This is a genomic window from Pseudacidovorax sp. NFM-22 (assembly GCF_021401245.1).
Classification (GTDB): domain Bacteria; phylum Pseudomonadota; class Gammaproteobacteria; order Burkholderiales; family Burkholderiaceae_C; genus Xenophilus.
This window is the reverse complement of record NZ_JACBFY010000002.1, coordinates 845,401-869,611: the sequence shown is the minus strand read 5'-3', so window position 1 is coordinate 869,611 and position 24,211 is coordinate 845,401. Positions and strand designations below refer to the sequence as shown.

At 70.7% G+C, this 24,211-nt stretch carries 23 protein-coding genes; 9 read left to right on the top strand and 14 right to left on the bottom strand.

Features of this window, described 5'->3' with window-relative positions; all coding sequences use genetic code 11:
- Window positions 1–104: 104 nt before the first annotated feature.
- From L0984_RS09580 to lplT, 3 genes are all read right to left on the bottom strand, one after another.
- Window positions 105–482: a DUF2946 family protein gene (locus L0984_RS09580; protein WP_234193456.1), complete on the bottom strand. Its 378-nt coding sequence runs from the start codon at window positions 480–482 to the stop codon at window positions 105–107.
- Between the two features lie 133 nt (window positions 483–615).
- The gene (locus tag L0984_RS09575) at window positions 616–1,104 is read right to left on the bottom strand and encodes a glutathione peroxidase (RefSeq protein WP_234193455.1); all 489 of its coding nucleotides are present in this window, start codon (window positions 1,102–1,104) and stop codon (window positions 616–618) included.
- Window positions 1,105–1,120: 16 nt separating this feature from the next.
- On the bottom strand, window positions 1,121–2,425 hold the full coding sequence (lplT, locus tag L0984_RS09570) for a lysophospholipid transporter LplT (protein ID WP_234193454.1): 1,305 nt from the start codon (window positions 2,423–2,425) through the stop codon (window positions 1,121–1,123).
- A gap of 173 nt (window positions 2,426–2,598) precedes the next feature.
- On the opposite strand from lplT, the gene alr reads away from it, so the two are divergent.
- The gene (gene alr / locus L0984_RS09565) at window positions 2,599–3,699 is read left to right on the top strand and encodes an alanine racemase (protein ID WP_234193453.1); all 1,101 of its coding nucleotides are present in this window, start codon (window positions 2,599–2,601) and stop codon (window positions 3,697–3,699) included.
- Window positions 3,696–4,502, top strand: coding sequence for a hypothetical protein (locus L0984_RS09560; protein WP_234193452.1), 807 nt, complete (start codon window positions 3,696–3,698; stop codon window positions 4,500–4,502). The genes alr and L0984_RS09560 overlap by 4 nt, the downstream gene beginning before the upstream one ends.
- Window positions 4,503–4,522: 20 nt before the next feature.
- Here the strand turns inward: L0984_RS09560 and L0984_RS09555 are convergent, their stop codons facing one another.
- The 3 genes from L0984_RS09555 to L0984_RS09545 form a co-directional block, all read right to left on the bottom strand.
- On the bottom strand, window positions 4,523–5,503 hold the full coding sequence (locus tag L0984_RS09555; protein WP_234193451.1) for a 2-dehydropantoate 2-reductase: 981 nt from the start codon (window positions 5,501–5,503) through the stop codon (window positions 4,523–4,525).
- A gap of 108 nt (window positions 5,504–5,611) precedes the next feature.
- The gene (locus L0984_RS09550; RefSeq protein ID WP_234193450.1) at window positions 5,612–6,391 is read right to left on the bottom strand and encodes a class II aldolase/adducin family protein; all 780 of its coding nucleotides are present in this window, start codon (window positions 6,389–6,391) and stop codon (window positions 5,612–5,614) included.
- 25 nt (window positions 6,392–6,416) lie between these two features.
- Window positions 6,417–7,403 (bottom strand): Bug family tripartite tricarboxylate transporter substrate binding protein, encoded by a 987-nt coding sequence (locus L0984_RS09545; RefSeq protein ID WP_234193449.1) that lies wholly within the window; start codon window positions 7,401–7,403, stop codon window positions 6,417–6,419.
- A gap of 143 nt (window positions 7,404–7,546) precedes the next feature.
- On the opposite strand from L0984_RS09545, the gene radA reads away from it, so the two are divergent.
- From radA to L0984_RS09530, 3 genes are all read left to right on the top strand, one after another.
- On the top strand, window positions 7,547–8,929 hold the full coding sequence (gene radA, locus L0984_RS09540; protein WP_234193448.1) for a DNA repair protein RadA: 1,383 nt from the start codon (window positions 7,547–7,549) through the stop codon (window positions 8,927–8,929).
- Window positions 8,930–9,296: 367 nt separating this feature from the next.
- Window positions 9,297–10,811: a BCCT family transporter gene (locus tag L0984_RS09535; protein ID WP_234193447.1), complete on the top strand. Its 1,515-nt coding sequence runs from the start codon at window positions 9,297–9,299 to the stop codon at window positions 10,809–10,811.
- A gap of 77 nt (window positions 10,812–10,888) precedes the next feature.
- Window positions 10,889–11,359, top strand: coding sequence for a glycerate kinase (locus L0984_RS09530; RefSeq protein WP_234193446.1), 471 nt, complete (start codon window positions 10,889–10,891; stop codon window positions 11,357–11,359).
- 163 nt (window positions 11,360–11,522) lie between these two features.
- Here L0984_RS09530 and L0984_RS09525 read toward each other — a convergent pair whose 3' ends face one another.
- Complete coding sequence (locus tag L0984_RS09525) at window positions 11,523–12,548, bottom strand: recombination-associated protein RdgC (protein WP_234193445.1); 1,026 nt, start codon at window positions 12,546–12,548, stop codon at window positions 11,523–11,525.
- Between the two features lie 156 nt (window positions 12,549–12,704).
- Between L0984_RS09525 and L0984_RS09520 the strand changes: the two genes are divergently transcribed.
- Both L0984_RS09520 and L0984_RS09515 read left to right on the top strand, forming a co-directional pair.
- Window positions 12,705–13,640, top strand: a complete 936-nt coding sequence (locus L0984_RS09520) for a branched-chain amino acid transaminase (RefSeq protein WP_234193444.1) — start codon at window positions 12,705–12,707, stop codon at window positions 13,638–13,640.
- Between the two features lie 5 nt (window positions 13,641–13,645).
- Window positions 13,646–13,855 carry a zinc-finger domain-containing protein gene (locus L0984_RS09515; protein WP_234193443.1) on the top strand — a complete coding sequence of 70 codons (210 nt, stop codon included), beginning with the start codon at window positions 13,646–13,648 and terminating at the stop codon, window positions 13,853–13,855.
- Window positions 13,856–13,955: 100 nt separating this feature from the next.
- Here L0984_RS09515 and L0984_RS09510 read toward each other — a convergent pair whose 3' ends face one another.
- The 7 genes from L0984_RS09510 to L0984_RS09480 all read right to left on the bottom strand — a co-directional run bounded on the left by L0984_RS09510 (window position 13,956) and on the right by L0984_RS09480 (window position 22,507).
- Window positions 13,956–15,206, bottom strand: a complete 1,251-nt coding sequence (locus tag L0984_RS09510) for an O-antigen ligase family protein (protein WP_234193442.1) — start codon at window positions 15,204–15,206, stop codon at window positions 13,956–13,958.
- A 144-nt stretch (window positions 15,207–15,350) separates the two neighbouring features.
- On the bottom strand, window positions 15,351–16,535 hold the full coding sequence (locus tag L0984_RS09505) for an ATP-binding protein (RefSeq protein WP_234193441.1): 1,185 nt from the start codon (window positions 16,533–16,535) through the stop codon (window positions 15,351–15,353).
- Between the two features lie 10 nt (window positions 16,536–16,545).
- Window positions 16,546–17,265 (bottom strand): response regulator, encoded by a 720-nt coding sequence (locus tag L0984_RS09500; RefSeq protein ID WP_234193440.1) that lies wholly within the window; start codon window positions 17,263–17,265, stop codon window positions 16,546–16,548.
- Window positions 17,266–17,416: 151 nt separating this feature from the next.
- Entirely contained in the window at window positions 17,417–19,072 is a 1,656-nt protein-coding gene (locus L0984_RS09495) for an NAD(P)/FAD-dependent oxidoreductase (protein ID WP_234193439.1), read from the bottom strand.
- A gap of 23 nt (window positions 19,073–19,095) precedes the next feature.
- Entirely contained in the window at window positions 19,096–19,902 is an 807-nt protein-coding gene (locus L0984_RS09490) for a beta-ketoacyl synthase chain length factor (protein WP_234193438.1), read from the bottom strand.
- Window positions 19,899–21,098, bottom strand: a complete 1,200-nt coding sequence (locus L0984_RS09485) for a beta-ketoacyl-[acyl-carrier-protein] synthase family protein (RefSeq protein WP_234193437.1) — start codon at window positions 21,096–21,098, stop codon at window positions 19,899–19,901. Before L0984_RS09485 ends, L0984_RS09490 begins: the two co-directional genes overlap by 4 nt.
- 74 nt (window positions 21,099–21,172) lie before the next feature.
- A complete protein-coding gene (locus tag L0984_RS09480) occupies window positions 21,173–22,507 on the bottom strand; it encodes an AmpG family muropeptide MFS transporter (protein WP_305079911.1) in 1,335 nt (444 codons plus the stop codon).
- 37 nt (window positions 22,508–22,544) lie between these two features.
- Here L0984_RS09480 and L0984_RS09475 point away from each other — a divergent pair, with 37 nt between their 5' ends.
- Both L0984_RS09475 and trhA read left to right on the top strand, forming a co-directional pair.
- Window positions 22,545–23,426, top strand: coding sequence for a M48 family metallopeptidase (locus L0984_RS09475; RefSeq protein ID WP_234193436.1), 882 nt, complete (start codon window positions 22,545–22,547; stop codon window positions 23,424–23,426).
- 38 nt (window positions 23,427–23,464) lie between these two features.
- Window positions 23,465–24,136, top strand: coding sequence for a PAQR family membrane homeostasis protein TrhA (trhA, locus tag L0984_RS09470; RefSeq protein ID WP_234193435.1), 672 nt, complete (start codon window positions 23,465–23,467; stop codon window positions 24,134–24,136).
- Window positions 24,137–24,211 lie beyond the last annotated feature (75 nt).

Sequence of the window (24,211 nt, the reverse complement as noted above, 5' to 3'; positions counted from 1 at the left end):
GGGTCCACGCCGGGTGTTCGGCGGTCGGACGCAGACGGCCGGCCCGCAGGGCCGGGGCCGTCGCGCCGCCGGTCAACACCGCGGGCGAACGGGAAGGGGACAGCTCAGCGCAGTGCCGGGGGGCCGCGCGCCGGCAGGGGCGCGGCGGTGGCCGCCGCCAGGCGGGCGGCCTCGATGGGCTGCAGGGCCGCGCCCAGGGGCTGGGCCTGGGGCAGCTGCAGCAGGGGTGCCACGGGCGGCGGTGCGCCCATGGAGACGCACAGCGGGCAGTCCATGTGCGTGGCGCCCATCTCCTGGACGCCGTCGTCGGTCTTCACCACCACCTTGACGGCGCCCATCGCCGAGCAGACCAGTTCCATGGCCTGCGGATGCACCAGCGGCGAGGCGATGGCCGCGCCCATCGACAGCGCGAACCACAGCAGCACCGCGCGACCGAGCAGGCCGCGGGCGAGGCGATGGAGGGTGTGTGCGAAGGAGCGCATGGGCGAGCGCGCGATTCTAGGAGTGGGCTTCGCGCGATGCGGCGGACTTTTTGTCCGAGGGTGTTGAACGGGTTCTACCCGTTCGCCCTGAGCTTGTCGAAGGGCAGAACGGCGCGCAGGCCTGCCTGCCCGCTCAGCCCGCGCCCAGCGCCGCCTCGATGTCCGCCGCGATGGACTCCGGCTTGTCCAGCGGCGCGTAGCGGCGGATCACCTGCCCGTCGCGGCCCACCAGGAACTTGGTGAAGTTCCACTTGATGGCCTGCGTGCCCAGCAGCCCCGGCTTCTCGCTCGTGAGCCACCGGTACAGCGGCGCGGCATTGGCGCCGTTGACGTCGATCTTCTCCATCATCGGAAAGCTCACGCCGTAGTTGCGCTGGCAGAAGCTGCCGATCTCCTCGGCCGAGCCGGGCTCCTGCCCACCGAACTGGTTGCAGGGAAAGCCCAGCACCGCGAAGCCGCGGTCCTGGAAGCGGGCATGCAATGCTTCCAGCCCGCCCAGCTGCGGCGTGAAGCCGCATTGGCTGGCCGTGTTGACCACCAGCACCACCTGCCCGCGGAACTCGCCCAGCGAGACCGGCGAGCCATCCAGCCGGCGAACCTCGAAGTCGTGAAGCGTCGTCATGTCGATCTCCGGAAGGTCAGTGATGCTTATCGCTGCGCGCGATTTCAAGGAGGCGCTGCACCTCTTCGCCATGCACCTTCAGGTTGCGCTGGTGCCAGCGGCGGATGAGTTCCATGAAGCCGGCGACCACGATGCCGAAGGCGGTGATCGCGCCGAAGGCCGACAGCCCGAGGCCCGTGCAGGCGCTGTAGAAGGCCCCCAGCAGCAGGATGCAGGCCTGCTCGTTGAAGTTCTGCACGGCGATCGAACGGCCCGCGCCCATCAGGTTGTGGCCGCGGTGCTGCAGCAGTGCATTCATCGGCACCACCAGGAAGCCGCCCAGGCCGCCCAGCAGGATCAGGAAGGGCACGGCCACCCACACGTTCGAGATGAAGTTCATCGCGATCACCAGCAGGCCCATGCCGATGCCCAGCGGAATCACCTGCGTCGCCATGTCCAGCCGCATGCGCATCGAGGCCACCACGGCGCCCACCGCGGTGCCGATGGCCACCACGCCGGTCAGCGCCGAGGCCTGCGGCGTGCTGTAGCCCAGCGCCAGCGAGGCCCAGGCCAGCACGATGTACTTGAGGTTGCCGCCCGCACCCCAGAAGAGCGTGGTGGTGGCCAGCGAAATCTGGCCGAGCTTGTCGCGCCATAGCCGTGCATTGCACTGCCAGAAGTCGGGCAGCAGCGCCACGAGGTTGCCCACGAAGCTGCGGTGCGGATCGGCGCGCAGCGGACGCATGGCCACGCCGGTGTGCGGGATGCGGGTGTTGAACCAGGCGGCCAGCGCATAAACCGCGATCAGCACGCTGATGGCGGCTTCCGGCGGGGTGTTGATGCCGGTGTCGATCAGCGGCACGTCCAGCGCCAGCAGCCGGCTGGAGACAGGCTCGCCCACCAGCAGGCCGCCGAGCACGATGCCCAGGATGATCGAGGCGATGGTCAGCCCCTCGATCCAGCCGTTGGCCTTGACGAGCTGCGAGGCGGGCAGCAGTTCGGTCAGGATGCCGTACTTGGCGGGCGAGTAGGCCGCCGCGCCCAGGCCCACCACCGCATAGGCGGCCAGGGGGTGGCTGCCGAACAGCATCATCAGGCAGCCCACCACCTTGATGGCATTGCTGATGAACATGACCTTGCCTTTGGGCAGCGCGTCGGCGAAGGCGCCGACCAGCGGCGCCAGGGCCACATAGAAGATGGCGAAGATCGGCACCAGTGCCGCCCGTTGCCACTCCGGTGCGCCCGCGGTCCGCAGCAGTTCGACGGCAGCCACGAAGAGCGCTTGGTCGGCCAGCGACGAGAAGAACTGGGCCGACATGATGGTGTAGAAGCCGCGCTTCATCGATGGGGCTGGCTGGCCATGTGCAGGCTCGAAGCTGTATACAAAAAATCCCCGGGGTCGGGGGCCCGTGGTTATAGCACGCAGGTGCAATGCCAAAATGACCCATAACCCTGCCGCAGGCGGCCCGTCCGCGTCCGACATGGGCGTCATCCCGCTTCGAATCCTGGCCGCCCATGCCCCGCCCGATCCTCTGCACCATCCACCCCGGCGCGCTGCGCCACAACCTCGAGCGCGCCCGCCGCGGGGCGGCCCCGGCCAGCGTGTGGGCGGTGGTCAAGGCCAATGCCTACGGTCACGGCATCGAGCGGGTGTTCGACGCCTTCCGGGCGGCCGATGGCTTCGCGCTGCTGGACCTGGCCGAGGCCGAGCGCGTGCGCGCTCTGGGCTGGCGCGGGCCCATCCTGCTGCTCGAAGGCGTGTTCGATGCGCGCGACCTGGAGTTGTGCTCGCGCCTGGGCCTGTGGCACACGGTGCACTGCGACGAGCAGATCGACTGGCTGGCCGCGCACAAGACGCAGGCGCCGCACCGCGTCTTCCTCAAGATGAACTCGGGCATGAACCGCCTGGGCTTCGCGCCGGGCCGCATGCGCGCTGCATGGACGCGCCTCACGGCCCTGCCGCAGGTGGACGAGGTCTCGCTGATGATGCATTTCAGCGATGCCGACGGCCCGCGCGGCATCGACGCGGCCATGGCCGCCTTCGACGACGCCACCGCCGACCTGCCCGGCGAGCGGTGCATCGCCAACAGCGCCGCGGTGCTGCGCCATGCGGTGCGCACGCGGGCCGACTGGGTGCGGCCGGGCATCGTGCTCTACGGCAGCGCGCCCGACTTTCCCGAACATGACGCCGCCCACTGGCAACTGCAGCCCGGCATGACGCTGGCCACGCGGCTCATCGGCGTGCAGTCGCTGCAGCCGGGCGACACCGTCGGCTATGGCTCCAGCTTCGTGGCCGAGCAGCCCATGCGCATCGGCATCGCCGCCGTGGGCTATGCCGACGGCTATCCGCGCCATGCGCCCACCGGCACGCCGGTATTGGTCGATGGCGTGCGCACCCGGGTGGTGGGCCGCGTGAGCATGGACATGGTCACCGTCGACCTCACGCCCGTGCCCCAGGCCGGCTTCGGCAGCGAGGTGGTGCTGTGGGGACGCAGCGCGCAGCACGGCGCCTTGCTGCCCATCGACGAGGTGGCCCGCGCCAGCGGCACCGTGGGTTACGAGCTGATGTGCGCCGTGGCGCCGCGCGTGCCGGTCGTGGTCGAAGCGCTGGAATGAAGGTCCGCTCGACCTGGCGCTCCGTGCGCCTGGAGGAATCGGCGCTAGAGCAGGCGCTGCACCGGCGCCACAGCCTGCGCATGCACGGCTGGCTGATCGGCAGCCTGGTGCTGCTCACGATGTGGGCCTGTTCGGCCCTGCTGCGGCATGGGGCCGAGCTCGATTCGCTGGCCCTGCGCTACCTGCTCACCCTGGGCGTGGGCTACCTGGCCTACCTGGGTCTGCTGCGCCTGTGGGCGCGTCGGCTGCTGGGCGAGCGGCGCGAAGGCGAAGACTGGGGCGATGCGTTCGACCTCCCGGGACCCGACCTGCCGGCCGGCCACGGTGGCGCAGGCCCATCGATGCCCCGCGCGGGCGGCGGCGGTGACTTCGCGGGCGCGGGAGCGCAGGGCGATTTCGCGTCCCCGGCCGCGGCCGACGGCAACGCGCTGGGCGACTTGGCGTCGGGGGCGCTCGAGGCCGCAGGCGCTGCGGACGAGGGCGCCATCGTCGTGGTGCCCGTCGTGGCCGTCTTCCTGATCGGTGTGGCGCTGCTGCTGGGGGCCGGCTCGCTGCTGTGGCTGTACTTCGGCTCGGAGGCGCTGCTGGCCGTCGCGGTCGAGGTGGCCTTCTCCTATGCGGCGGTTCGCGCCACCCGGCGCCTGGCCCGTGAAGGCTGGTTGATGGCCGCCGTGCGCCTGACCTGGAAGCCGCTGCTGGGTGCCCTGCTGTGCGCCGTGCTGCTGGGCGCCGCCGTCGACCGTTTCGTGCCCCAGGCGCACACGCTGCCCGAGGCGCTGCGGATCATCGCGGGCCGGCGTTAGACGGCCCCGCAACCTCGGACTCAGTACAGCCCCAGCCCCCGCGCCTGCACCCGGGCCAGGCCCAGCAGCGCATCGGTGAAGGGCGTGGCCAGCCCGACGCCCTCGGCCAGTTCGCGCACGGCGCTGACCAGCGCATCCAGCTCCACCGGCCGGCCGGCCCCCACGTCCTGCAGCATCGAAGTCTTGAAGGCCCCCAGCTTGCGCGTGACCGCGTGGCGGTCCTCCGGCATCTCGGCGATGGGCACGCCGATGCGCTCGCCCACGGTGCGGGCCTCCAGCATGACGGCCGAGATGAAGCCACGCAGCAGGTCGTCGGCCAGGATGCGGTCGGTGGTCGCGCCCGTCAGCGCGCTGATGGGGTTCACCGTCATGTTGCCCCAGAGCTTGTACCAGACGTCCTTCTGGATCTGCGGCGACACGCGGGCGTCGATGCCGCCGCGCTGCAGCAGGTCGGCCAGGCGCTGCACCCGCTCCGTCGGCTCGCCTGAAGGCTCGCCGACGATCAGGCCGTTGCCGAAGTGGTGGCGCACCACGCCGGGCCCGTCGAGCGAACAACTGGCATGCACCACGCCGCCGATCACGTGATGGCCCGGAATGGCCGCAGCGATGCGCCCATCCGGATCGACGGCCGACAGCCGCCGCCCCGCGAGCGGGCCGCCGAAGCCGCCGTCGAGGAACCACCAGGGCACGCCGTTCATGGCCGTGAGCACCACGGTGTCCGGCCCCAGCAGCGGGCCGATGCGCTCGGCCACGGCGGCGAGGGCGGGCGCCTTGACGGCGACGATCACCACGTCCTGCGGACCCAGTTCAGCGGGGTCCGCCACCGCCTTCACCGGCACGCGCGTGGCCACGCCGCCCTGGCGCACCAGCTGCAGGCCGCCCGCTTGCAATGCTTCGAGCGTGGCGCCGCGCGCCACCACGTTCAGCCGCTCGCCCGCCTGGGCCAGGGCCACGCCCAGCCAGCCGCCGATGGCGCCGGCACCGTAGATGCAGATCTTCATGGGATGGGTCCGAAAGTCGCGAAGCCGCGATGGGCGACGATGCTAGTCGCCCGTGCGGCTTCGTGCCCGTGAGCCGCCGACCGCGGGTCGCGGCCGGGTGGTGGACGCTCAGGCGCGGTAGCCGGGGTCCAGCCGGTCCACCTGCCGCACCAGGGCGTCGAAGACGTCCTGGCCGGCGCCCTGCCTGGGGTGGAACTGCAGCGCGTCGCGCTTGCATTGCTCGGCGATGGCCTCGGCCACGGGGATCGGCGTGCCCATGCTCATCGTCGCCAGCTGCACCTCGCAGGCGCGCTGCAGCGTCCACAGCGTGACGAAGGCCTGCGGCAGGGTCTGGCCCCAGACCAGCAGGCCGTGGTTGCGCAGGATGACGGCCTGCTTGTCGCCGATGCTGGCCAGCAGGCGCGGGCCCTCGTCGGCATGCACCGTCACGCCCTCGAAGTCGTGGTACGCCACCCGGCCATGCAACTGCGCGGCGTAGAAGTTGGACAGCGACAGCCCGCCCTGCACGCAGGCCACCGCCATGCCGGCGGTGGTGTGGGTGTGCATCACGCAGTGGGCGCCCGGCAGCCCGTCGTGGATGGCCGCATGCACCGTGAAGCCCGCCGGATTGACCGGATGCGCCGAGCCGTCGAGCACCCGGCCCGCCAGGTCGATCTTGACCAGGTTGCTGGCCGTCACCTCGCTGTAGTGCAGGCCGAAGGGGTTGATCAGGAACTGCTTCTCGCCACCCGTGACGCTGTCGGGCAGCCGGACGGTGATGTGGTTGTAGATCATCTCCGTCCAGCCCAGCATGGCGAAGACGCGGTAGCAGGCCGCCAGCTCCACGCGGGCGGCCCGCTCGTCGGGATGCAGGTTGGGATGGATCAGCGACGAGGCCGGCGAGGTCATGGCGATCCGTCCCGCTGCGGCTTCATCAGGCCTCGGCCGTGAAGCCGACTTCCTTGACGATGGGGCCCCACTTGGCCGTGTCCTTCTTGATCAGCTCGGCCAGTTCGGTGGGGGTGGAGGACATGGCTTCGAGGCCGAAGGTGCCCAGGCCGTCGATCACGTCCTTCTGCGCCAGGGCGTTCTTCATGCCGGCATTCAGGCGGGCCACCAGTTCCGGGTTGGCCTTGGGCGGCAGGAAGAAGGCGAACCACTCGCTGTGCGCCATGTTGATGCCCTGCTCCATCAGCGTGGGCACGTCGGGTGCGAAGCGGCTGCGCTTGGTGCCCGAGACCGACAGGATGCGGACCTTGCCCGTGGACAGGTGCTGCGTGATGTCGCCGATGGGGCCCGACACGGCCGAGATGTTGCCGCCCAGCAGGTCCAGCATCGCCGGCTGCGTGCCCCGGTAGGCCGCGTGCTTGAGCTCGACACCGGCGCTCTTGCCGATCAGCACGCCCACGAAGTGCGGCGTGGAGCCGGCGGCGGGCGAGCCGAAGTTGGCGCCCGTCGGGTTGGCCTTGGCCCAGGCCAGGAAGTCGGCCACGGTCTTGACGCTGGCCGGCACGGCCGGGCCCACGGCGAAGCCGAAGTCGAACACGCAGCCCAGGCTCACGGGGGTGAGGTCGGTCTGCGGGTCGTACGACAGCTTCTTGTAGATGTGCGGATAGATGGTCAGCATCGACGTGGGCGTCTGCAGCATCGTCGTGCCGTCGGCCGGGCGGGCCTTGATGTAGTTGATGGCGATCTGTCCGCCGGCGCCGGTGCGGTTGTCCACCACCACGGCCTTGGCGTAGTCGGGCTGCAGCTTCTGCGCCACGCGGCGGCAGATGGTGTCGGAGGTGCCGCCGGCCGCGAAGCCGGTGACGATGGTGGCGTTTTCCAGCGCGGCCTGGGCGAAGGCCTGCTGGCCGATGCCGGCGAGCAGCGCCGAGGCGCCCGTGGTCTGCAGCAGGTGGCGGCGGGTGATCTGCATGGGATGTCTCCGGAACGAGAGGAAAAAAACGGGCGCGACGCGCCCGGTGGATGGCCGACATTGTTCCAGCGCGTCCCGCCATCGGACCCTCTGGTTTACGCGAGCCCCGGGGGCCGCGCGATGGGGGTCCCTACACTCGACCGATGGCCAAGGACAAGACCCAGTACGTGTGCAGCGAATGCGGAGGCACCAGCCCCAAGTGGCTCGGCAAATGCCCCTCCTGCGGCGCCTGGAACTCGCTGGTCGAGCAGGCGCCGGCCGCGGCGCCCGGCGCGGCGCAGAACCGCTTCGGCAACACCTTCGCCGCGCTGGGCGGCGCCTCCGAGCTGGCGGTGCTGGCCGAGATCGAGGCCACCGACGTGGCCCGCACGGCCACGGGTCTGGAAGAGCTGGACCGCGTGCTCGGCGGCGGCATCGTGCCGGGCGGCGTGACGCTGATCGGCGGCGATCCGGGCATCGGCAAGTCGACCCTGCTGCTGCAGGCGGCCGATGCGCTGCAGAAGGCCGGCCAGATCGCGCTGTACGTGACCGGCGAGGAAAGCGGCGCCCAGGTGGCGCTGCGCGCGCACCGCCTGGGGCTGGAGCGCTCGCAGGTGCAGCTGATGGCCGAGATCCAGCTCGAGAAGATCCTGGCCACGCTCGATGCACACCGGCCTGCCATCGCCATCATCGACTCGATCCAGACCGTGTATTCGGACCAGCTCACCTCGGCGCCGGGCTCGGTGGCGCAGGTGCGCGAATGCGCCGCGCATCTCACGCGCTTCGCCAAGGCCAGCGGCACGGCGGTGGTGCTGGTGGGCCATGTGACCAAGGAAGGCGCCCTGGCCGGCCCGCGCGTGCTGGAGCACATGGTGGACACGGTGCTGTACTTCGAGGGCGACACGCATTCCAGCTTCCGCCTGGTGCGCGCCATCAAGAACCGCTTCGGCGCCGTCAACGAGATCGGTGTCTTCGCCATGACCGAGCGCGGCCTGCGCGGCGTGGCCAACCCCAGCGCCATCTTCCTGAGCCAGCATGCGCAGCCGGTGCCCGGCAGCGTGGTGCTGGTGACGCTGGAGGGCACGCGGCCGATGCTGGTGGAGATCCAGGCCCTGGTGGACGACGGCGGCCCCAGCCCGCGCCGCCTGTCGGTGGGCCTGGAGCGCGACCGCCTGGCCATGCTGCTGGCGGTGCTGCACCGCCATGCGGGTGTGGCCAGCATGGACCAGGACGTGTTCGTCAACGCCGTGGGTGGCGTGCGCATCACCGAGCCGGCGGCCGACCTGGCGGTGATGCTGGCCATCAGTTCCAGCCTGCGGGGCAAGGCGCTGCCCAAGGGCTTCGTCGCCTTCGGCGAAGTCGGCCTGGCCGGCGAGGTGCGGCCGGCGCCGCGTGGGCAGGAGCGCCTGCGTGAGGCCGCCAAGCTGGGCTTCTCGGTGGCGCTGGTGCCCAAGGCCAATGCGCCGAAGAAGCCCATCGAAGGGCTGACGATCCATGCCATCGACCGGGTCGACGAGGCGATGGCGGTGGTACGTCAGCTGGACTGAGCCCCTCGGCGTGAGGGTGCCGGCCGGCGCCGGAGCAGCCCCGCGAAACGCGACAAACCGCGTCTCGCCTGCGTGCCCCCGGCCTGCGCCTACAGACACACCGGATGCCCGCCGCCTACAATCCGCGCCTTCGTTTCGCCCTATCCGGCCATCCGCGCCGGTAGTCTGGGCCTCGGGGTGGCCCTGCTGCCGCCCACCCCTCGTCCGTGGACAGGAAGCCGCATCGCGTGATGCGGCGCCTTGACCCGCGGATGTTTCATCCATCAGCGCCCTGGCCGTCGTGCTCCATGCATGGCGACCGCCTCGACGGCGTCTCCCCTCGGAGGCGCTGGAGCGAGCAGGCGCACCGATCGAGGAGGAGTGCGCCATGCAACTCATCATTTCCGCGGCCATCATCGGGGCCGTGGTGCTCTGGGGCCTGATCTCGCCCCGCACACTGGACAGCGTCTTCGGCACGCTGCTTTCGGACATCACCCGCACCTTCGGCTGGTTCTACCTGTGGGTGGTGTTGGGCCTGGTGCTGCTGGCCTTCTTCCTGGCCGTGAGCCGCTATGGCGACCTCAAGCTCGGCGACGAGGACGACGAGCCCGAGTTCGCGGTGGGCGCCTGGTTCTCGATGCTGTTCGCGGCCGGCATGGGCATCGGCCTCGTGTTCTGGGGCGTGGCCGAACCGGTGTCGCACTACGTCACGCCGCCGCCGGGCATCGCGCCCAACACGGCGGACGCCGCAGGTGCGGCCATGCGCTATTCCTTCTTCCACTGGGGCTTCCATCCCTGGGCCATCTACGGCATCGTGGGCCTGGCGATCAGCTTCTTCACCTTCCGGCGCAAGGCACTGCCCCTGGTGAGCTCCGCGACCGAGGCGTTGCCCTGGAACTGGGCCAAGCGGCTGTCGCCTGCGGTCAACGTCCTGGCCGTGGTGGCCACGGCCTTCGGTGTCGCCGCCTCGCTGGGCATGGGCGCCACGCAGATCGGCGCCGGGCTGCAGCAGGCCTTCGGCCTGCCCGACAGCCGCTGGACGGAGTCGGCCATCATCGTGGTGACCACGGTGCTGTTCCTCACCTCGGCCGTGAGCGGGGTGGAGCGCGGCGTCAAGTGGCTGTCGATGGGCAACCTGATCGTGGCCGGCCTGCTGGCCCTGGTGGTGCTGTGCCTCGGACCGACCGTCGCCATCATCGACACCTTCACGGCCACGCTCGGCTCCTACCTCAGCGACTTCGTGCGCATGAGCCTGCGCATGACGCCCTTCCGCCAAAGCTCGTGGATCGGCGACTGGACCATCTTCTACTGGGCCTGGTGGCTGGCGTGGTCGCCCTTCGTGGGCCTGTTCATCGCGCGGGTGTCGCGCGGGCGGACGGTGCGTCAGTTCCTGGTCGGCACGGTGCTGGCGCCCAGCCTGGTGGGCTTCGCGTGGTTCGCGGTCTTCGGCGGAACGGCGCTCAACTTCGAGATCTTCCGCGGCGTGCCGCTGGCCGAGGCCGTGGCCTCGAACGTGTCGAGCGCGATGTTCGTGATGTTCGACGCCATGCCCGGCGGCGCCATCCTGTCCGTGGTGGCCACCCTCCTGGTGTTCGTCTTCTTCGTCACCTCGGGCGATTCGGCGACGCTGGTGCTGGGCACCATGAGCACGCAGGGCAATCCCAACCCGCCCAACCGCGTCAAGATCATCTGGGGCGTGCTGGTGGCGGCCATCGCGCTGAGCCTGTTGTTGGCCGGCGGGCTGAGTGCGGTGCAGACGGCCACCATCGTCTTCGCGCTGCCGTTCGCGGTGGTGCTGGTGCTGATGGCGATCTCGGTGACCCTGGCGATCCGCCACGACTGGGAGGAAGAGCAGAAGCGCGAGCGCGCCCTGCGCCGGCGCATGCGCGAGATGGTCCGCTGATCCGGGTTGACCCGGAGTTGCGGGCTGCGGATGTCCGCAATGCGGCCCGGCGGCGGGAGCAGGGACAATCCGCCGCCATGACTCTCTCGAAAATCCTCGTCCCGGTCGCGGGACTGGCCCTGTTGGTGATCGGCTGGCGCAGCTATGGCTTGGCAGGCGTCGTCGGCGTGGCCGGTGGCATCATGATGTTCCTGCTGCTGCACTTCACGCGCACGATGACGGTGCTGCGCCGCGCCGGCAACCGGCCGATGGGCTATGTGGACAGTGCGGTGATGCTCAATGCCAAGCTCAAGCCGCGCATGACGCTGCTGCACGTGATCGCCATGACCCGGGCGATCGGCGCCGCGCAGACGCCCGAAGGCGTGCAGCCCGAAGTCTTCCGCTGGACCGACAACAGCGACTCCTACGTGGACGCGACCTTCCACGAAGGCAAGCTGCGGGAATGGAAGCTGACGCGGCCGGTGCAGGTGGAAGAGGAAGCGGCGGCCGTGCCCGCGGCTGCCGAGCCCGGCGGCATGGCGACCGGGGTGGCGCCGGACGGTCGCTGAGCGACCTTTCTCGTTCCACAAGGGCGCCCGTTTTCTGCTCCCTCTCCCCTCGCGGGAGAGGGCGGGGGAGAGGGGGCCGGCGCTCGCAAGGCGCAGGGCTGTTGGCGCGCAAGCCCCCCCTCTCCCCAACCCCTCTCCCGCAAGGGGGAGAGGGGCTTCATCTTCAGAAGGGCGGGCCGTCGTCGTCGGTTGCGGGCGTCGATCCGGGCGTTGTCTCTGCCACCAATTGAGATTCGGCCCGCGGCGCTGCCACGGGCGCTGGCGCGGCTGCCGCCGCCATGCCCGGCTCCATCTCGCCGCCCAGCGCCTCCAGCAGCGCGGGCAGCAACTGACCCAGCTCGCCGGTCACGATGGCGGCATCGGTGTCGAAGCCTTCGTCCTTGGCCTGCGCATCGCTGCCGGCGCCGTCGAACACGCCTTCCAGGAACTGCAGCTTGCGCAGCTGCATGCCCTCGGTCAGCTCGAAGGAGACGCGGTCCTCCCAGGTGAGCGCCAGGCGGGTCGGCCGCTTGCCCTGGGCGATGTGCTCGCGCACCTCCTCGATGTCCAGGGGATGCTTGGCATAGCGCACCACGGCCTTGGAATCGTCCGTGGCCTTGAGCTCGCAGTCGCGGTCGATGGAGAAGCCCGCCGGCGGCTCCTGCGTGGCCAGCCAGCCGGCCATGGCGCTGCCGGGCTCCACCTGCGTGTGGAAGGCCGACACGCCGAAGCCGTCCAACGCCTTGACGAGGGCCGTCACCACGCCATCGGCACGGGCCTGGTTGGAGGTGTCCAGCGTCAGTCGCCTTGCGCTCGGATCGATCCACACGGCGATGCGCGCATGGCGGGTGAAGGCCATGGGCAGCAGCTCCTGGGTGATGTCTTCCTTGAGCTGCTTCTTCTCCTTCTTGCCGGGCTGGCGGCCGGTCTGCTGCTCGATCTGCGCGCAGCGCTCGTCCAGCTTGCGGCGCACCACCGAGGCGGGCAGCGTCTTGCTCTCGACCATGTACTCCAGCAGCCACTGGCCGCCGACGGACTCCAGCAGCGGGCCCTCGGCCTGGCCGCGCGGCTCGACCCAGCCGGCGGACGATTCCTGCGTCGCGCCGCAGGGCACGAAGCGCTCCTTTTCCAGCTGCTGCTGGGCGGCGTCGAAGTCGGGCGCCCAGGCGGGCTCGATGCGGAAGCTGATGACGTTCTTGAAGCGGGGCACGGCAGGTCGGCGGGAAAAACGCGAAGCGGGCGATTGTGCGTGCGCCGCGTGGCCGGGGCCGCACGCGCGGCCTGTAAGCCCGAGTAAAAGCCCGGGCAGGCCGGCGCCTTAAAATCGCCGGCTCCCCGCATTTCTCCCTGCAAGGACAAGCAAGACATGAGCGCGATCCCCTCGCTGGCCGACCGTGACGGCAAGATCTGGATGGACGGTGAACTCGTCGACTGGCGCGACGCGAAGATCCATGTGCTGACCCACACGCTGCACTACGGCTGCGGCGCCTTCGAAGGGGTGCGGGCCTACAACACTGTCGACGGCACCGCCATCTTCCGCCTCGAAGAGCACACCGAGCGCCTCTACAACAGCGCCAAGATCCTGCGCATGAACATCCCGTTCAGCAAGGGGCAGCTCAACGAGGCGCAGAAGGAAGTGGTGCGGGCCAACCAGCTCGAGAGCTGCTACCTGCGCCCCCTGGTCTGGATCGGCTCCGAGAAGCTGGGCGTGAGCCCCAAGGGCAACACCATCCATGCGATGGTCGCGGCCTGGGCCTGGGGCGCCTACCTGGGCGAAGAAGGCCTCAAGCGCGGCATCCGCGTCAAGACCAGCAGCTACACCCGCCACCACGTCAACATCACGATGACGCAGGCCAAGGCGGTCTCCAACTACAGCAACTCCATCCTGGCCAACATGGAGGCCACGGAAGACGGCTACGACGAGGCTCTGTTGCTGGACGCGGCCGGCTTCGTCTCCGAAGGCGCGGGCGAGAACATCTTCGTGGTCAAGGGCGGCGTGATCTACACGCCCGACCTGTCGGCCGGCGCGCTCAACGGCATCACGCGCAACACCATCCTGCACATCGCCAAGGACCTGGGCATCGAGGTGGTGCAGAAGCGCATCACCCGCGACGAGGTCTACATCGCCGACGAGGCCTTCTTCACCGGCACCGCCGCCGAGGTCACGCCCATCCGCGAACTGGACCGGGTGGAGATCGGCATCGGCAGCCGCGGCCCCGTGACCGAGAAGGTGCAGAACGCCTTCTTCGACATCGTCAACGGCCGCAATCCCAAGTACGCCCACTGGCTCACCAAGGTCTGATCGCCATGCCCACTTCCGCCGTCGTCGAACTCGCCGCCAAGGACCTGAACCACCAGGGCGGCGTCTTCTGTCCCAGCCCCAAGGCCGACATGAAGCTGTGGAACACCCATCCCAAGGTGTACCTGGACGTCGCCCGCACGGGCGAGGCCAAGTGCCCGTATTGCGGCACGCTGTACCGCCTGAAGGCGGGCGAGGTGGTGGCCGGCGGCCACTGAGGCCTGCGCCACCCGGGGCCCTCGATTCGCGGGCCCTACGCCAGAACGAAACAAGGCCGCCGGGTCATCCCCGGCGGCCTTGTCGTTTCTGGTGGCGGTGCTAGACCGCGGCGCCTCGCCAGCGCCGTGGCAGCACCTCCAGCCAGGCACCCACCGGCTCGCGTGAGAGCCGCAGGAACAGCATTCCCACCCACAGCAGCGACAGCCCGATCTGCGCGTCTCGCAGGGCCGAGTTGACGCAGCTGGCCAGCAGCATGATGAGCGTGGCGGCGAAGGCCACGCGGCCAGACAGGTCCGGGCGCTTCCAGGCCTGCCACACGGCGCACAGCATCACGGCCAGCAGTGCGGCCACGCCGGGCAGGCCGGTCTGCGAGCCCATCCACAGGAAGTCGTTGTGGGGCATGTTGTAGTTGGCCAGCAGGGCCGGGCCGCGCTCGCGCCAGATCTGGTTCCAGGCGCCGATGCCCCATCCGGCCAGTGGCCGGTCGGCGATCATGCGGCCGGTGACCGTGTACATGTGGTAGCGCACCACCCAGCTGCCCTCGGAGACGGCGCCCGCGCGCGCGGCCTCGATTTCCGACACGCCCTGGGCCAGTTTCTGTTCGACCGACGGCGGCGCCTCGCGCAGCGCGAAGCCCAGTACCACGACCAGCACGGCCAGCGCCGCGGCCATGCCGCGCCAGTGGCTGCGCCACTGATGCACGCACAGCAGCGGCAGCACGATCAGCATGGCCAGCAGCGAAGTGCGCGAAGGCAGGTTCCAGGTGACGAGGAACACCGTCACGGCCGTCAGCGCGAAGCCGGCCACCGCCCGGTAGGGCCGGTGCTCCACCAGCCGCTGCAGCGCCCAGGCGGCCGACGCGGCGCCCAGCACCGTGTAGAGCAGCGCATCGTTGATCGACTTGTTGCCCACCAGCATGATCATCGGCTTGAGCACGCCCATCGGCGGCATCACGCCGAACTTCATCAGGATGAAATAGAACACCGCCGTGTAGGCGATGTTGAAGAAGGCGATGCCCAGGAAGCCGCGCATGGCCCACACCGCTTCCTCGCGGGTGAGCATCATGGCCAGCAGGATGGTCAGCGGGATGCGGATGCCGTGCCACAGGTTGACGCCGGTCTCGGCGTAGTGCGGCCCGATGACCAGCACGACCAGCTGCCACAGCACCAGCGCCGCGAGCGGCCAGCGCAGCGGATGGCTGGCCAGGCGCTGCATGCGTTCGCGCCAGTCGCCTGCCACCAGCATCGTTGCCAGCAGCAGCAGGAAGGCCATGTAGTTCAGGCCCACCGGCATGAACACCACCGCGCCCCACAGGCAGGCGGCGGCGCGGGGAAGAAGGGGAAGGCGCATCGGATGGGTCGGTTGGTCGCGGCGTCGGCACGCGCGGGCTGTTGTGCAGCACAAGGCGGCGGGTGGCCGGAGAAAGGCTGCCGATTCTAGGAAGCGACCGTGGCAGGATCGTGCAGACCCTGCGGGCGGCCCGTCGGGCGCCTGTCAGGCGGGCCGTGGCAGCCGGATGGTGAAGCGGGCGCCGCCCGCCGGGCTGCGCGTGCAGCGCACCCCGCCGCCATGCCGTTCGGCGATGGACTTGACCAGCGCCAGCCCCAGGCCCACGCCGCCGTCGCGCTCGCTGGCACCGGGCAGACGGTAGAAGGGCTCGAAGATGCGCTCGCGCAGCGCCTCGGGCACGCCGGGGCCCTGGTCGTCCACATGCAGCAGCGCCCAGCCCGGCTCGGCCGCCAGCTCCACCGCGACCAGACCGGCGCCGCCATGGCGGCGCGCGTTCTCCAGCAGGTTGCGCAGGGCGCGGCGCAGCAGGCGCGACACCCCATGCACCGTCACTGCGTCCAGCGCCGTGCCCTCGGCCAGGCCCAGGTCGGCATCGACGCGGGCGCATTCCTCGGCGGCCAGGCCCATCAGGTCCACCGTCTCGATGGTGCCCACGTCGGCTTCGCGGGCGTCGAGGCGGCTGGCCAGCAGGATCTCGTCGATCAGCTGGTCGAGTTCGGCGATGTTGCGCGAGATCTCGGCGCGGGCCGCGCTGTTGGCCTGGGGGCCCATCAGCTCCAGTCCCATGCGGATGCGCGCCAGCGGCGAGCGCAGCTCGTGCGAGGCATTGGCCAGCAGCGACTTGTGCGAGCGCACCAGTTTCTCCACGCGGGTGGCGGCATCGTTGAAGCGGCGGGCCAGGTCGGCCACCTCGTCCTCGCCACGGTCGTCGACGCGCACCGACAGGTCGCCCTCGCCGAAGCGCTGCACGCTGCGCTGCAGGCCTTCGAGGCGCAGCGTCAGCCGGCGCACGATGGGGTACAGCCCCAGGCCGGTGGCCAGGCCGACCATGCCCAGCAGCCAGAAGATGCCGGTGTGCGGATGGAGCCAGGGCGGCGGCGTGGGCCGGCGGTCGATGCGCGGGCCCAGTTCCATGGTGAACTGCTGCCCGTTGTCCAGCGAGATGGCGAACTCCAGCGGCTCGCCCGGCCGGCTGGTTCGCACCGACTTGCCATTGGCGAAGGCGTTGTTCTGCGTGTCGCGCAGCGTCACGTCGCGCGGCAGCGGGGCGCTGCGCTGGTCGTCCGCCACCTTCCAGGCCCAGCCCGCCGCCATCACGACCACGGCCACGCCGGCCAGCACGGCCAGCCAGATGCGCACGTAGAGATGGCGGGTGAACAGGCCGACCATGGAATCCCGGCTAGTCCTGTTGTTTCGCAAAGACGTAGCCCACGCCGCGCACGGTCAGGATGCGCTTGGGGTTCTTCGCGTCGGCCTCGATGGCGGCGCGGATGCGGCCCATGTGCACGTCGATGGAGCGGTCGAAGGCCTCCAGCTCGCGGCCGCGCACGGCTTCCATGATCTGGTCGCGCGTGAGCACCCGGCCGGCACGCTCTGCCATCGCGACGAGCAGGTCGAACTGGTAGGAGGTGAGCTCCGCCGCCTGGCCGGCCACGGTGACGGTGCGCGCGTCGCGGTCGATCTCCAGCGAGCCGAAGCGCATGCCGCGCACGGGCTCCGGCCCCGCGGCCAGGCCACCTTCACCGCGGCGGCGCAGCACGGCGCGGATGCGCGCCAGCAGCTCGCGCGGCTCGAAGGGCTTGGGCAGGTAGTCGTCGGCGCCGAGTTCCAGGCCGATGATGCGGTCCATGGGGTCGCCCTTGGCCGTGAGCATCAGCACCGGCACCTTGCCGGCCGCGCCGGGCAGGGCGCGGATGCGGCGGCACAGGTCCAGGCCATCGGCGTCCGGCAGCATCAGGTCGAGGATGACGAGGTCGGGCAATTGCTGCTCCAGCGCCGCCATGCCGCGCGCGCCGTCGCCGGCGTGGCTGACGGCAAAGCCGGACTGGGCCAGGTATTCGACGACCATCTGCGCCAGGCGCTGGTCGTCTTCGATCATGAGCAGCTGTGGGGTCGTCATGGTGAAGAGAATGCTCGCCGCCCGCCGGCAAGGGCGGTTGAAGTCTTCGTAAAGTTGGGTAAACCGGGCGGGGTGGTGACCATGCCCGGGCCGCAGCAGGCAGCCGCCTCCGGCGCTGTCATGGCGCGCCCTCCGGCCCCCGATCCTGGCCTCAGGCCATTGCGGCGGGCGCGGTCAATTGTTCGAACAGCATCGGCGCAGCGTCGCGGTCGATGGGCGTGCGCGGCCTGGGTTGGTCCAGCAGCGCCGCCAGCGCGCCATCGTCCAGCCCGGGGTGCTGGTCCAGCGCCTGCCGGTGGATCTGGTGGGCCAGCGTGCGCAGCTGTGCCACGCACTGGCGCAGCCGGGCCTGGAAGGCCGCCGCGTCGGGCAGCGGCGACTCGCGCAGGCTGGCATTGAGTTCGGCAAACCACGGCAGCGCCGCCTGGTCGAGCATGCGCGCCGGATTGCGGCGCTCGCTCACCGACGACCAGGCGCGCAGGAAGCCCTGCATCGCGATGTTCAGCTGCTGGCAGTGCTGCAGCTCCTCGCGCAGGTTGCCCAGCGTGGCCACGTCGGTCAGGCGTTCGTGGAAGAACAGCTGGGACAGCACGCCCCAGTAGTAGGTGTAGTCCCAGACCACCTTGACTGGCAGCACCTCCGGGTCGCCGAACAGGCCATACTGGCCCTGGTAGAGCGCCAGCGTGCTGTCGTAGAAGGAGTGGTAGATGTGGTCGTACAGCTGGGCGCGTGCCTGCACCGAGCGGCCTGCGCGGTCGTGCGCGATGAGGTCGCAGATGAAGGTGTTGCTCATCGCGATGAAGTCGCTGCCGGGCGAGTAGAACGGATCGAGGAACAGCCCCGCCTCGCCCGTCAGCGCCCAGCGCTCGCCGCTGAAGACCTGCTTGCAGCCATAGGAGAACTTGCGCATGAAGGCGAAGTCCTGCAGCTTGTCGCGCTGGCCGTCGAGCACGTCGAAGAGCACGGGCTGGTGCTCGGCCAGCCAGTCCATGGCCTTGTCGAAGCTGTCCATGCGCTCCAGCGGGTGGAAGGCCGGGTCGGCCACGATGCCCACCGAATGCGAGCCCGAGGCCAGCGGGATCAGCCACACCCAGTAGCCCGCGCCCACCAGGTGGTTGGTCGACAGCCAGCGCGCAGCCGGCGTGCAGCGGGCGCGCCAGGCCGGGTCCTGGCCCCAGTCGTCCAGCGTGAGACGGTTGCCGATGCGGAACCACACGGCATGCGCCTGGTGGTCGTTGGGCTGCACCAGGCCCAACTGGCGCTTGAGCAGGCCGGCGCGGCCGCAGGCATCGACCATCCAGCGGCATTGCGCGGCATGGGGCTCGCCGGACTCGGTCCATTCGATGCGGTGCAGGCCCTGCGGGGACGGGTCCAGCGCCATGCGGCGGACCAGGGCGTTGTCGACGAAGCGCACGCCCTGGGCGGCGGCCACCTCGGCCAGGTGGTTCTCGAAGATGCCCCGGTCGATCTGGTAGCTGGGAATGGCCAGCGGGCGGCTGGCGCCGACCTCGGTCACGGCGTCCAGGTCGCGCCGGCCTTCGGAGAAGAAGAAGCGGAAGCCGAACTTGCGCAGCTGCGCCTCGTCCAGGTGCTGCTTGAGGCCCAGCACGGTGTCGAAGTAGTGGGCGCCGATCTCCACCGACGATTCGCCCACCTTGTGCGTCGCATGCGGCACCGGGTGGCTGCGGCGCTCGAGCACCAGCACATCGATGTCGCCGAAGCGCCGTTTGAGCTGCAGCGCCAGCGTGAGTCCTGCCAGGCCGCCCCCCATGATGATGACGTCGTGGGTGGCAGGCGTGGGGTGCATGGACTCTCCTGGAAAAGGGGCGCTCAGCCTAGCGTGAGGTGCAGCGCGAGCGTGTCGGACAGCGCGAGGACCAGCGGCTGGCCGCTCGAGTCGGGCCCGCGGGCCAGGGCTTCGAAAAAGGGCAGCGCATCGGCCATGGCGTTGGCCGGCAGCGCAATCGCAGCCTCGGACTGCAGGGCCGTGGGGATGGCTGCGCCACTGTGCAGTGCGATGGACAGCGTGGCGACGGTGCGCTCGCTGGCCTCGGGGGCCAGCACCACGGCGCCGGCCAGCAGGCCGTGCGTGTCGTGCACCTGCGCCAGCGGGCCGGCGGCCTCCGCGTCGAAGCCCACCAGCAGCACGGCCTGATGGTCGGCGGCGCACTGGGTGGCGGCTTCGAGCAGGCCGGCGGCAAAGCTGTGCGACGAGGCGCTGATCGCATTGCTGGCCTGCTGGCAGCCGGTGCCGATGGTCCAGTACCCCACTGCGGCGTTGTGCACCGAGTTGTGGAACTTGATGGGCGACAGCTGCGTGGGCGCCTGCGCGAGCGTGGCGCACATGTAGTCGCTGATGGCCAGGTCGCCCTGGGCCGAGGTGAAGACGCAGGGCAGGTCGACGGCAACCCGGCCCGAGCCGGCCACGGCCGCGCTGGCCACTTCCAGCGCCAGCGCCACCGTGTCGGGTGCGCGGCGGCGCTCGGCCGGCGCCAGGATCTGCGGCGCCGGGCGGCGGGCCGGGGCTTCGGCCAGGCCCGCTTCGCCGCGGAAGGCGGCGCGGGCCGCCTCCCAGCCAGGCAGCAGCGGATGCCAGAAGGCCGGGCCTTCGACGTAGAGCGTGGGCAGCCGGCTCATTGCACGGCCCTTCCGAAGATCAGCGCGCAGTTGTTGCCGCCGAAGCCGAAGGAGTTGGACAGCACGTGCCGCACCTCCCCCTGGGCCGGCTCGCGGCGCAGCTGCGGGCCACAGACGGCGTCGAACGTCCGCGCGTTGATGTTGCCGGGCATCAGCCCCGTCTCCAGTGCCAGCAGGCTGACGGCGGCTTCGACGACGCCGGCCGCCCCCAGCGTGTGGCCGGTGAAGCCCTTGGTGCTGCTGGCATGGGTGCGGGCCGGGAAGCGCCGCGCCACCAGGGCGGCCTCCACCTCGTCGTTCTTGCTGCTGGCCGTGCCGTGCAGGTTGATGTAGTCGATGTCGTCGGTGGCCAGGCCGGCGCGCGCCAGCGCGTCGTTCAGCGCCCGCTCGGCGCCGGCGCCTTCGGGATGCGGCGTGGACATGTGGTGTGCGTCGCTGGCCTCGCCATGGCCCAGCAGGCGCGGGCCGGTGCCGCTGCGCTCCAGCAGCGCAAAGCCGGCGGCCTCGCCCAGGCTGATGCCGCGGCGCTCGGCGTCGAAGGGCCGGCAGGGCTCGGGCGACACCAGCTCCAGCGAGTTGAAGCCGAACAGCACGCTGCCGCACAGCGAATCGGCGCCGCCCACCACAGCTGCGTCGGCCAGGCCCAGGCGGATCAACCGCTCGGCCGAGGCGAAGACCTTGGCGCTGGAGGAGCAGGCGGTGGAGATCGTCTCGCACGGCCCCGTCAGCCCCAGCGCGCGCTGCACGAACAGGCCGGGTGCATGCGGCGTGTGGACCTGCGCGTTGCGCATGGCTTCGGGAAAGCGGCCGTCGGCGTCCAACCGGGTGTAGGCCTGCTCGGTCTCGCCGATGCTGGAGGTGGAGGTGCCGATGATCACGGCCACGCGGTCGGCGCCGTGGCGCTCGCGCGCGGCCAGCGCGGCGGCCAGGAAACCGTCGGCGCTCAGGCCCATCCAGGCCAGGCGGTTGTTGCGGCAATCCCAGGGCGCGAGCTCGGGCGGCAGCACCACGTCCTCGACGCCGGGCACGCGGCCGATCCAGGTGGGCAGGCGCTGCTCGGCCGGCTCGCCGAAGTCGTTGGGGCGCAGGCCGCTGCGCGAGGCGGCCAGTGCGCTGCGCAGCGCCTCCAGGCCGGTGCCCAGGGCGGTGGTGGCCGTGTAGGCCGTGATGACGAGGGGCGGGATCTTCTGCGGCACGGTGCGGCGGGCAGGTTTCAGGAACGAGGCGGGAGCGTAACAGCCGCCGGGCCCGCCGTCCTGCAGGCCGGCACCTACGTCCGCACGCGGGCGGCGCGCATGGCCAGCGCCACCAGCACCAGCACCGGCAGGCCCAGCAGCGCCGTGCCGGTGAAGAAGGTGGCGTAGCCGTAGGCCTCGACGAAGGCGCCCGAGAAGCCGGCCACGAACTTGGGCAGCAGCAGCATGAGCGAGCTGAACAGCGCGTACTGCGTGGCCGAGTAGCTCACGTTGGTCAGGCTGGAGAGGTAGGCGATGAAGGCCGCCGACGCGATGCCGCCGGCCAGGTTGTCGGCCGACACCACCGCCACCAGCGCCGTCACGTCATGGCCGCGGGTGGTCATCCAGGCGAACAGCAGGTTGCTGGCGGCGCTGAGCACCGCGCCCAGCATCAGCACCCGCATCACGCCCAGGCGCATGGCCAGCACGCCGCCCACGAAGGCGCCGACCAGGGTCATGATGACGCCGTAGACCTTGCTCACCGTGGCCACCTCGTCCTTGGTGAAGCCCATGTCCACGTAGAAGGGGTTGGCCATGATGCCCATCACCACATCGCTGATGCGGTAGATGGCGATCAGCGACAGGATCAGCGCCGCCTGCCAGCGGTAGCGGCGCAGGAAGTCGGCAAAGGGCTCCACCAGGGTGTTGCGCAGCCAGTCTCCGGCCGAGCGGGCGGGCGGCAGCGGCACGCGCACGGGCTCGGCCGACAGCAGCACCGTCAGCACGCCCACCACCATGGACCCGGCCATCACCAGGTAGGCCGTGCGCCAGCCGCCGTTCTGGTAGGCGCCGGTGGCGCTGCCCTCGGCCCAGGCCGCCACCCACAGCACGCCGGCACCGGCCCAGATCATGGCCAGGCGGTAGCCCGTCTGGTAGGCCGCGGCCAGGGCGGCCTGCTTGCGCGCCTCGGCCGACTCGATGCGGAAGGCGTCCAGCGCGATGTCCTGCGTGGCCGAGCCGAAGGCCACCACCACGGCGCACAGCACCAGCGGCTCCAGCCCCGCGCGCGGATCGTTCAGCGCCATGCCCACCAGGCCTGCGATGACCATGGCCTGCGACAGCAGCAGCCAGCCGCGGCGCCGGCCCAGCACCGTGGTGAGCGGCGGCAGCGGCAGCCGGTCGACCAGCGGCGCCCACACCCACTTGAAGCCGTAGGCCAGGCCCACCCAGCTCAGGTAGCCGATGGTGGCGCGGTCGACGCCGGCCTCGCGCAGGCGAAAGCTCAGCGTGCCCAGCACCAGCAGTAGCGGCAGGCCGGCCGCGAAGCCGAGGGCGAACATGCGCAGCGAGGCCGGCTCCAGGTACACGCGCAGGGTTTCGCGCCAGGGTTGCTTGGGCAATTCGGGAGTGGCGGCTGGGGGATTGGACATGGAGGAGGAAGGTTGCAACCTTATTATTCCGCCCACCATGTGCCTGCTCTGCGACCTGCGTTCCGCCGCCGCCACCCCTGCCGACGACGAGGGCCCGGCGCAGCCCCGCTGGCAACCCCGCCGGGCCTTCCTGCTGGCGGGCGCCGCTGCAGCCGCCGGCGCAGCGCTGCCGGTGGCGGCCCAGGTCGATGTGGGGCCGCTGTCGGCCGCGCGCAACCTGGTGCCGGCCGATCAGATCGAGGGCGCGGCCGTGCAGCAGTACGGCGATCTGATCGCCAAGGCCCGCAGCCAGCGCGCGCTGGCCGGCCCCGAGCATCCGCAGCTGGTGCGTCTGCGCGGCATCGCACAGCGCCTCATCCCCTACACGCGGCAATGGAACGACCGGGCCGCCGGCTGGAAGTGGGAGGTCAACCTGATCGGCAGCAAACAGGTCAACGCCTTCTGCATGCCGGGCGGCAAGATCGCCTTTTTCACCGGCATCCTCGACCAGCTCAAGCTCAGCGACGACGAGACGGCCATGGTGATGGGCCACGAGATGGCCCATGCCCTGCGCGAGCATGCGCGCGAGCGCATGGCCAAGACGGCCGGCACCGGCATGGCGTTGCAACTCGGCGCCCAGCTGCTGGGCCTGGGCCAGCTGGGCGACATGGGCGCGCGCGCTGGCACCCAGTTGATCTCCCTCAAGTTCAGCCGCGACGACGAGACCGAGGCGGACCTGGTGGGCCTGGAACTCGCCGCCCGCGGCGGCTTCCAACCCCAGGCCGCCGTCAGCCTCTGGACCAAGATGGCCCAGGTCTCCAAGAGCCAGGGCGGCCTGAGCTTCCTGTCCACCCATCCGACCGGGCCGGACCGCATCCGCGTGCTGGAGCAGAACGTGCCCAGGGTCGAAGGCCTTTACCGCGCCGCGCGACGCAGCTGATGCGCCGGGTGCGGCCTGGCCCTTGCTTGAACCGCCTCATGTCCCTTCTCAGCGAACTGCGTGACCAGACCCTCGGCGAGGAGATCGCCAATGCCCTGAGCCATGGCCTGGGGGCCCTGCTGGCCATGGCCTCGCTGCCGATCCTGGTGCAGCATGCCGCGGCACGCGGCCGCACCGCCGAGGTGGTGGGGGCCAGCCTGTTCGCCGGCACGGCCATCGTGCTGTACCTGGTCTCCACGCTGTACCACGCGCTGCCGGCGGGCCGGGCCAAGCTGTGGTTCAACCGGTTGGACCATGCCTCCATCTACCTCTTCATCGCCGGCAGCTACATGCCCTTCGTGCTGGGGGTGTTACGCGGCACCTGGGGCTGGACGCTGTTCGCCATCGTGTGGGCCGCGGCCGCGGTGGGCGTGGCGGCCAAGCTCTTCGACCGGCTCAAGCATCCGCTGTGGTCCACCGGCCTGTACGTGACGATGGGCTGGGTGGCCATCGTGGCGGCGGTGCCGCTGGTCGAGCGCATGTCGGGCGCTGGCCTGGCCTGGCTGGTGGCCGGCGGCCTCTCGTACACGGCGGGGGCCGTCGTGTTCCTCTTCGACTCGAAGCTGCGCTACGCCCACTTCGTGTGGCACCTGTTCGTGCTGGGTGGCAGCGTGTGCCACTTCTTTGCCGTGCTCTGGCATTCGGGCGCGCCGGCGGCGCTGCCGGCCTGAGGGGCTGTTCCGGCCCGCTCCGCAACATGGCCGGGCCTCGCGCTTGCCGGCCTGCGCCGACGCGGCGACACGGTG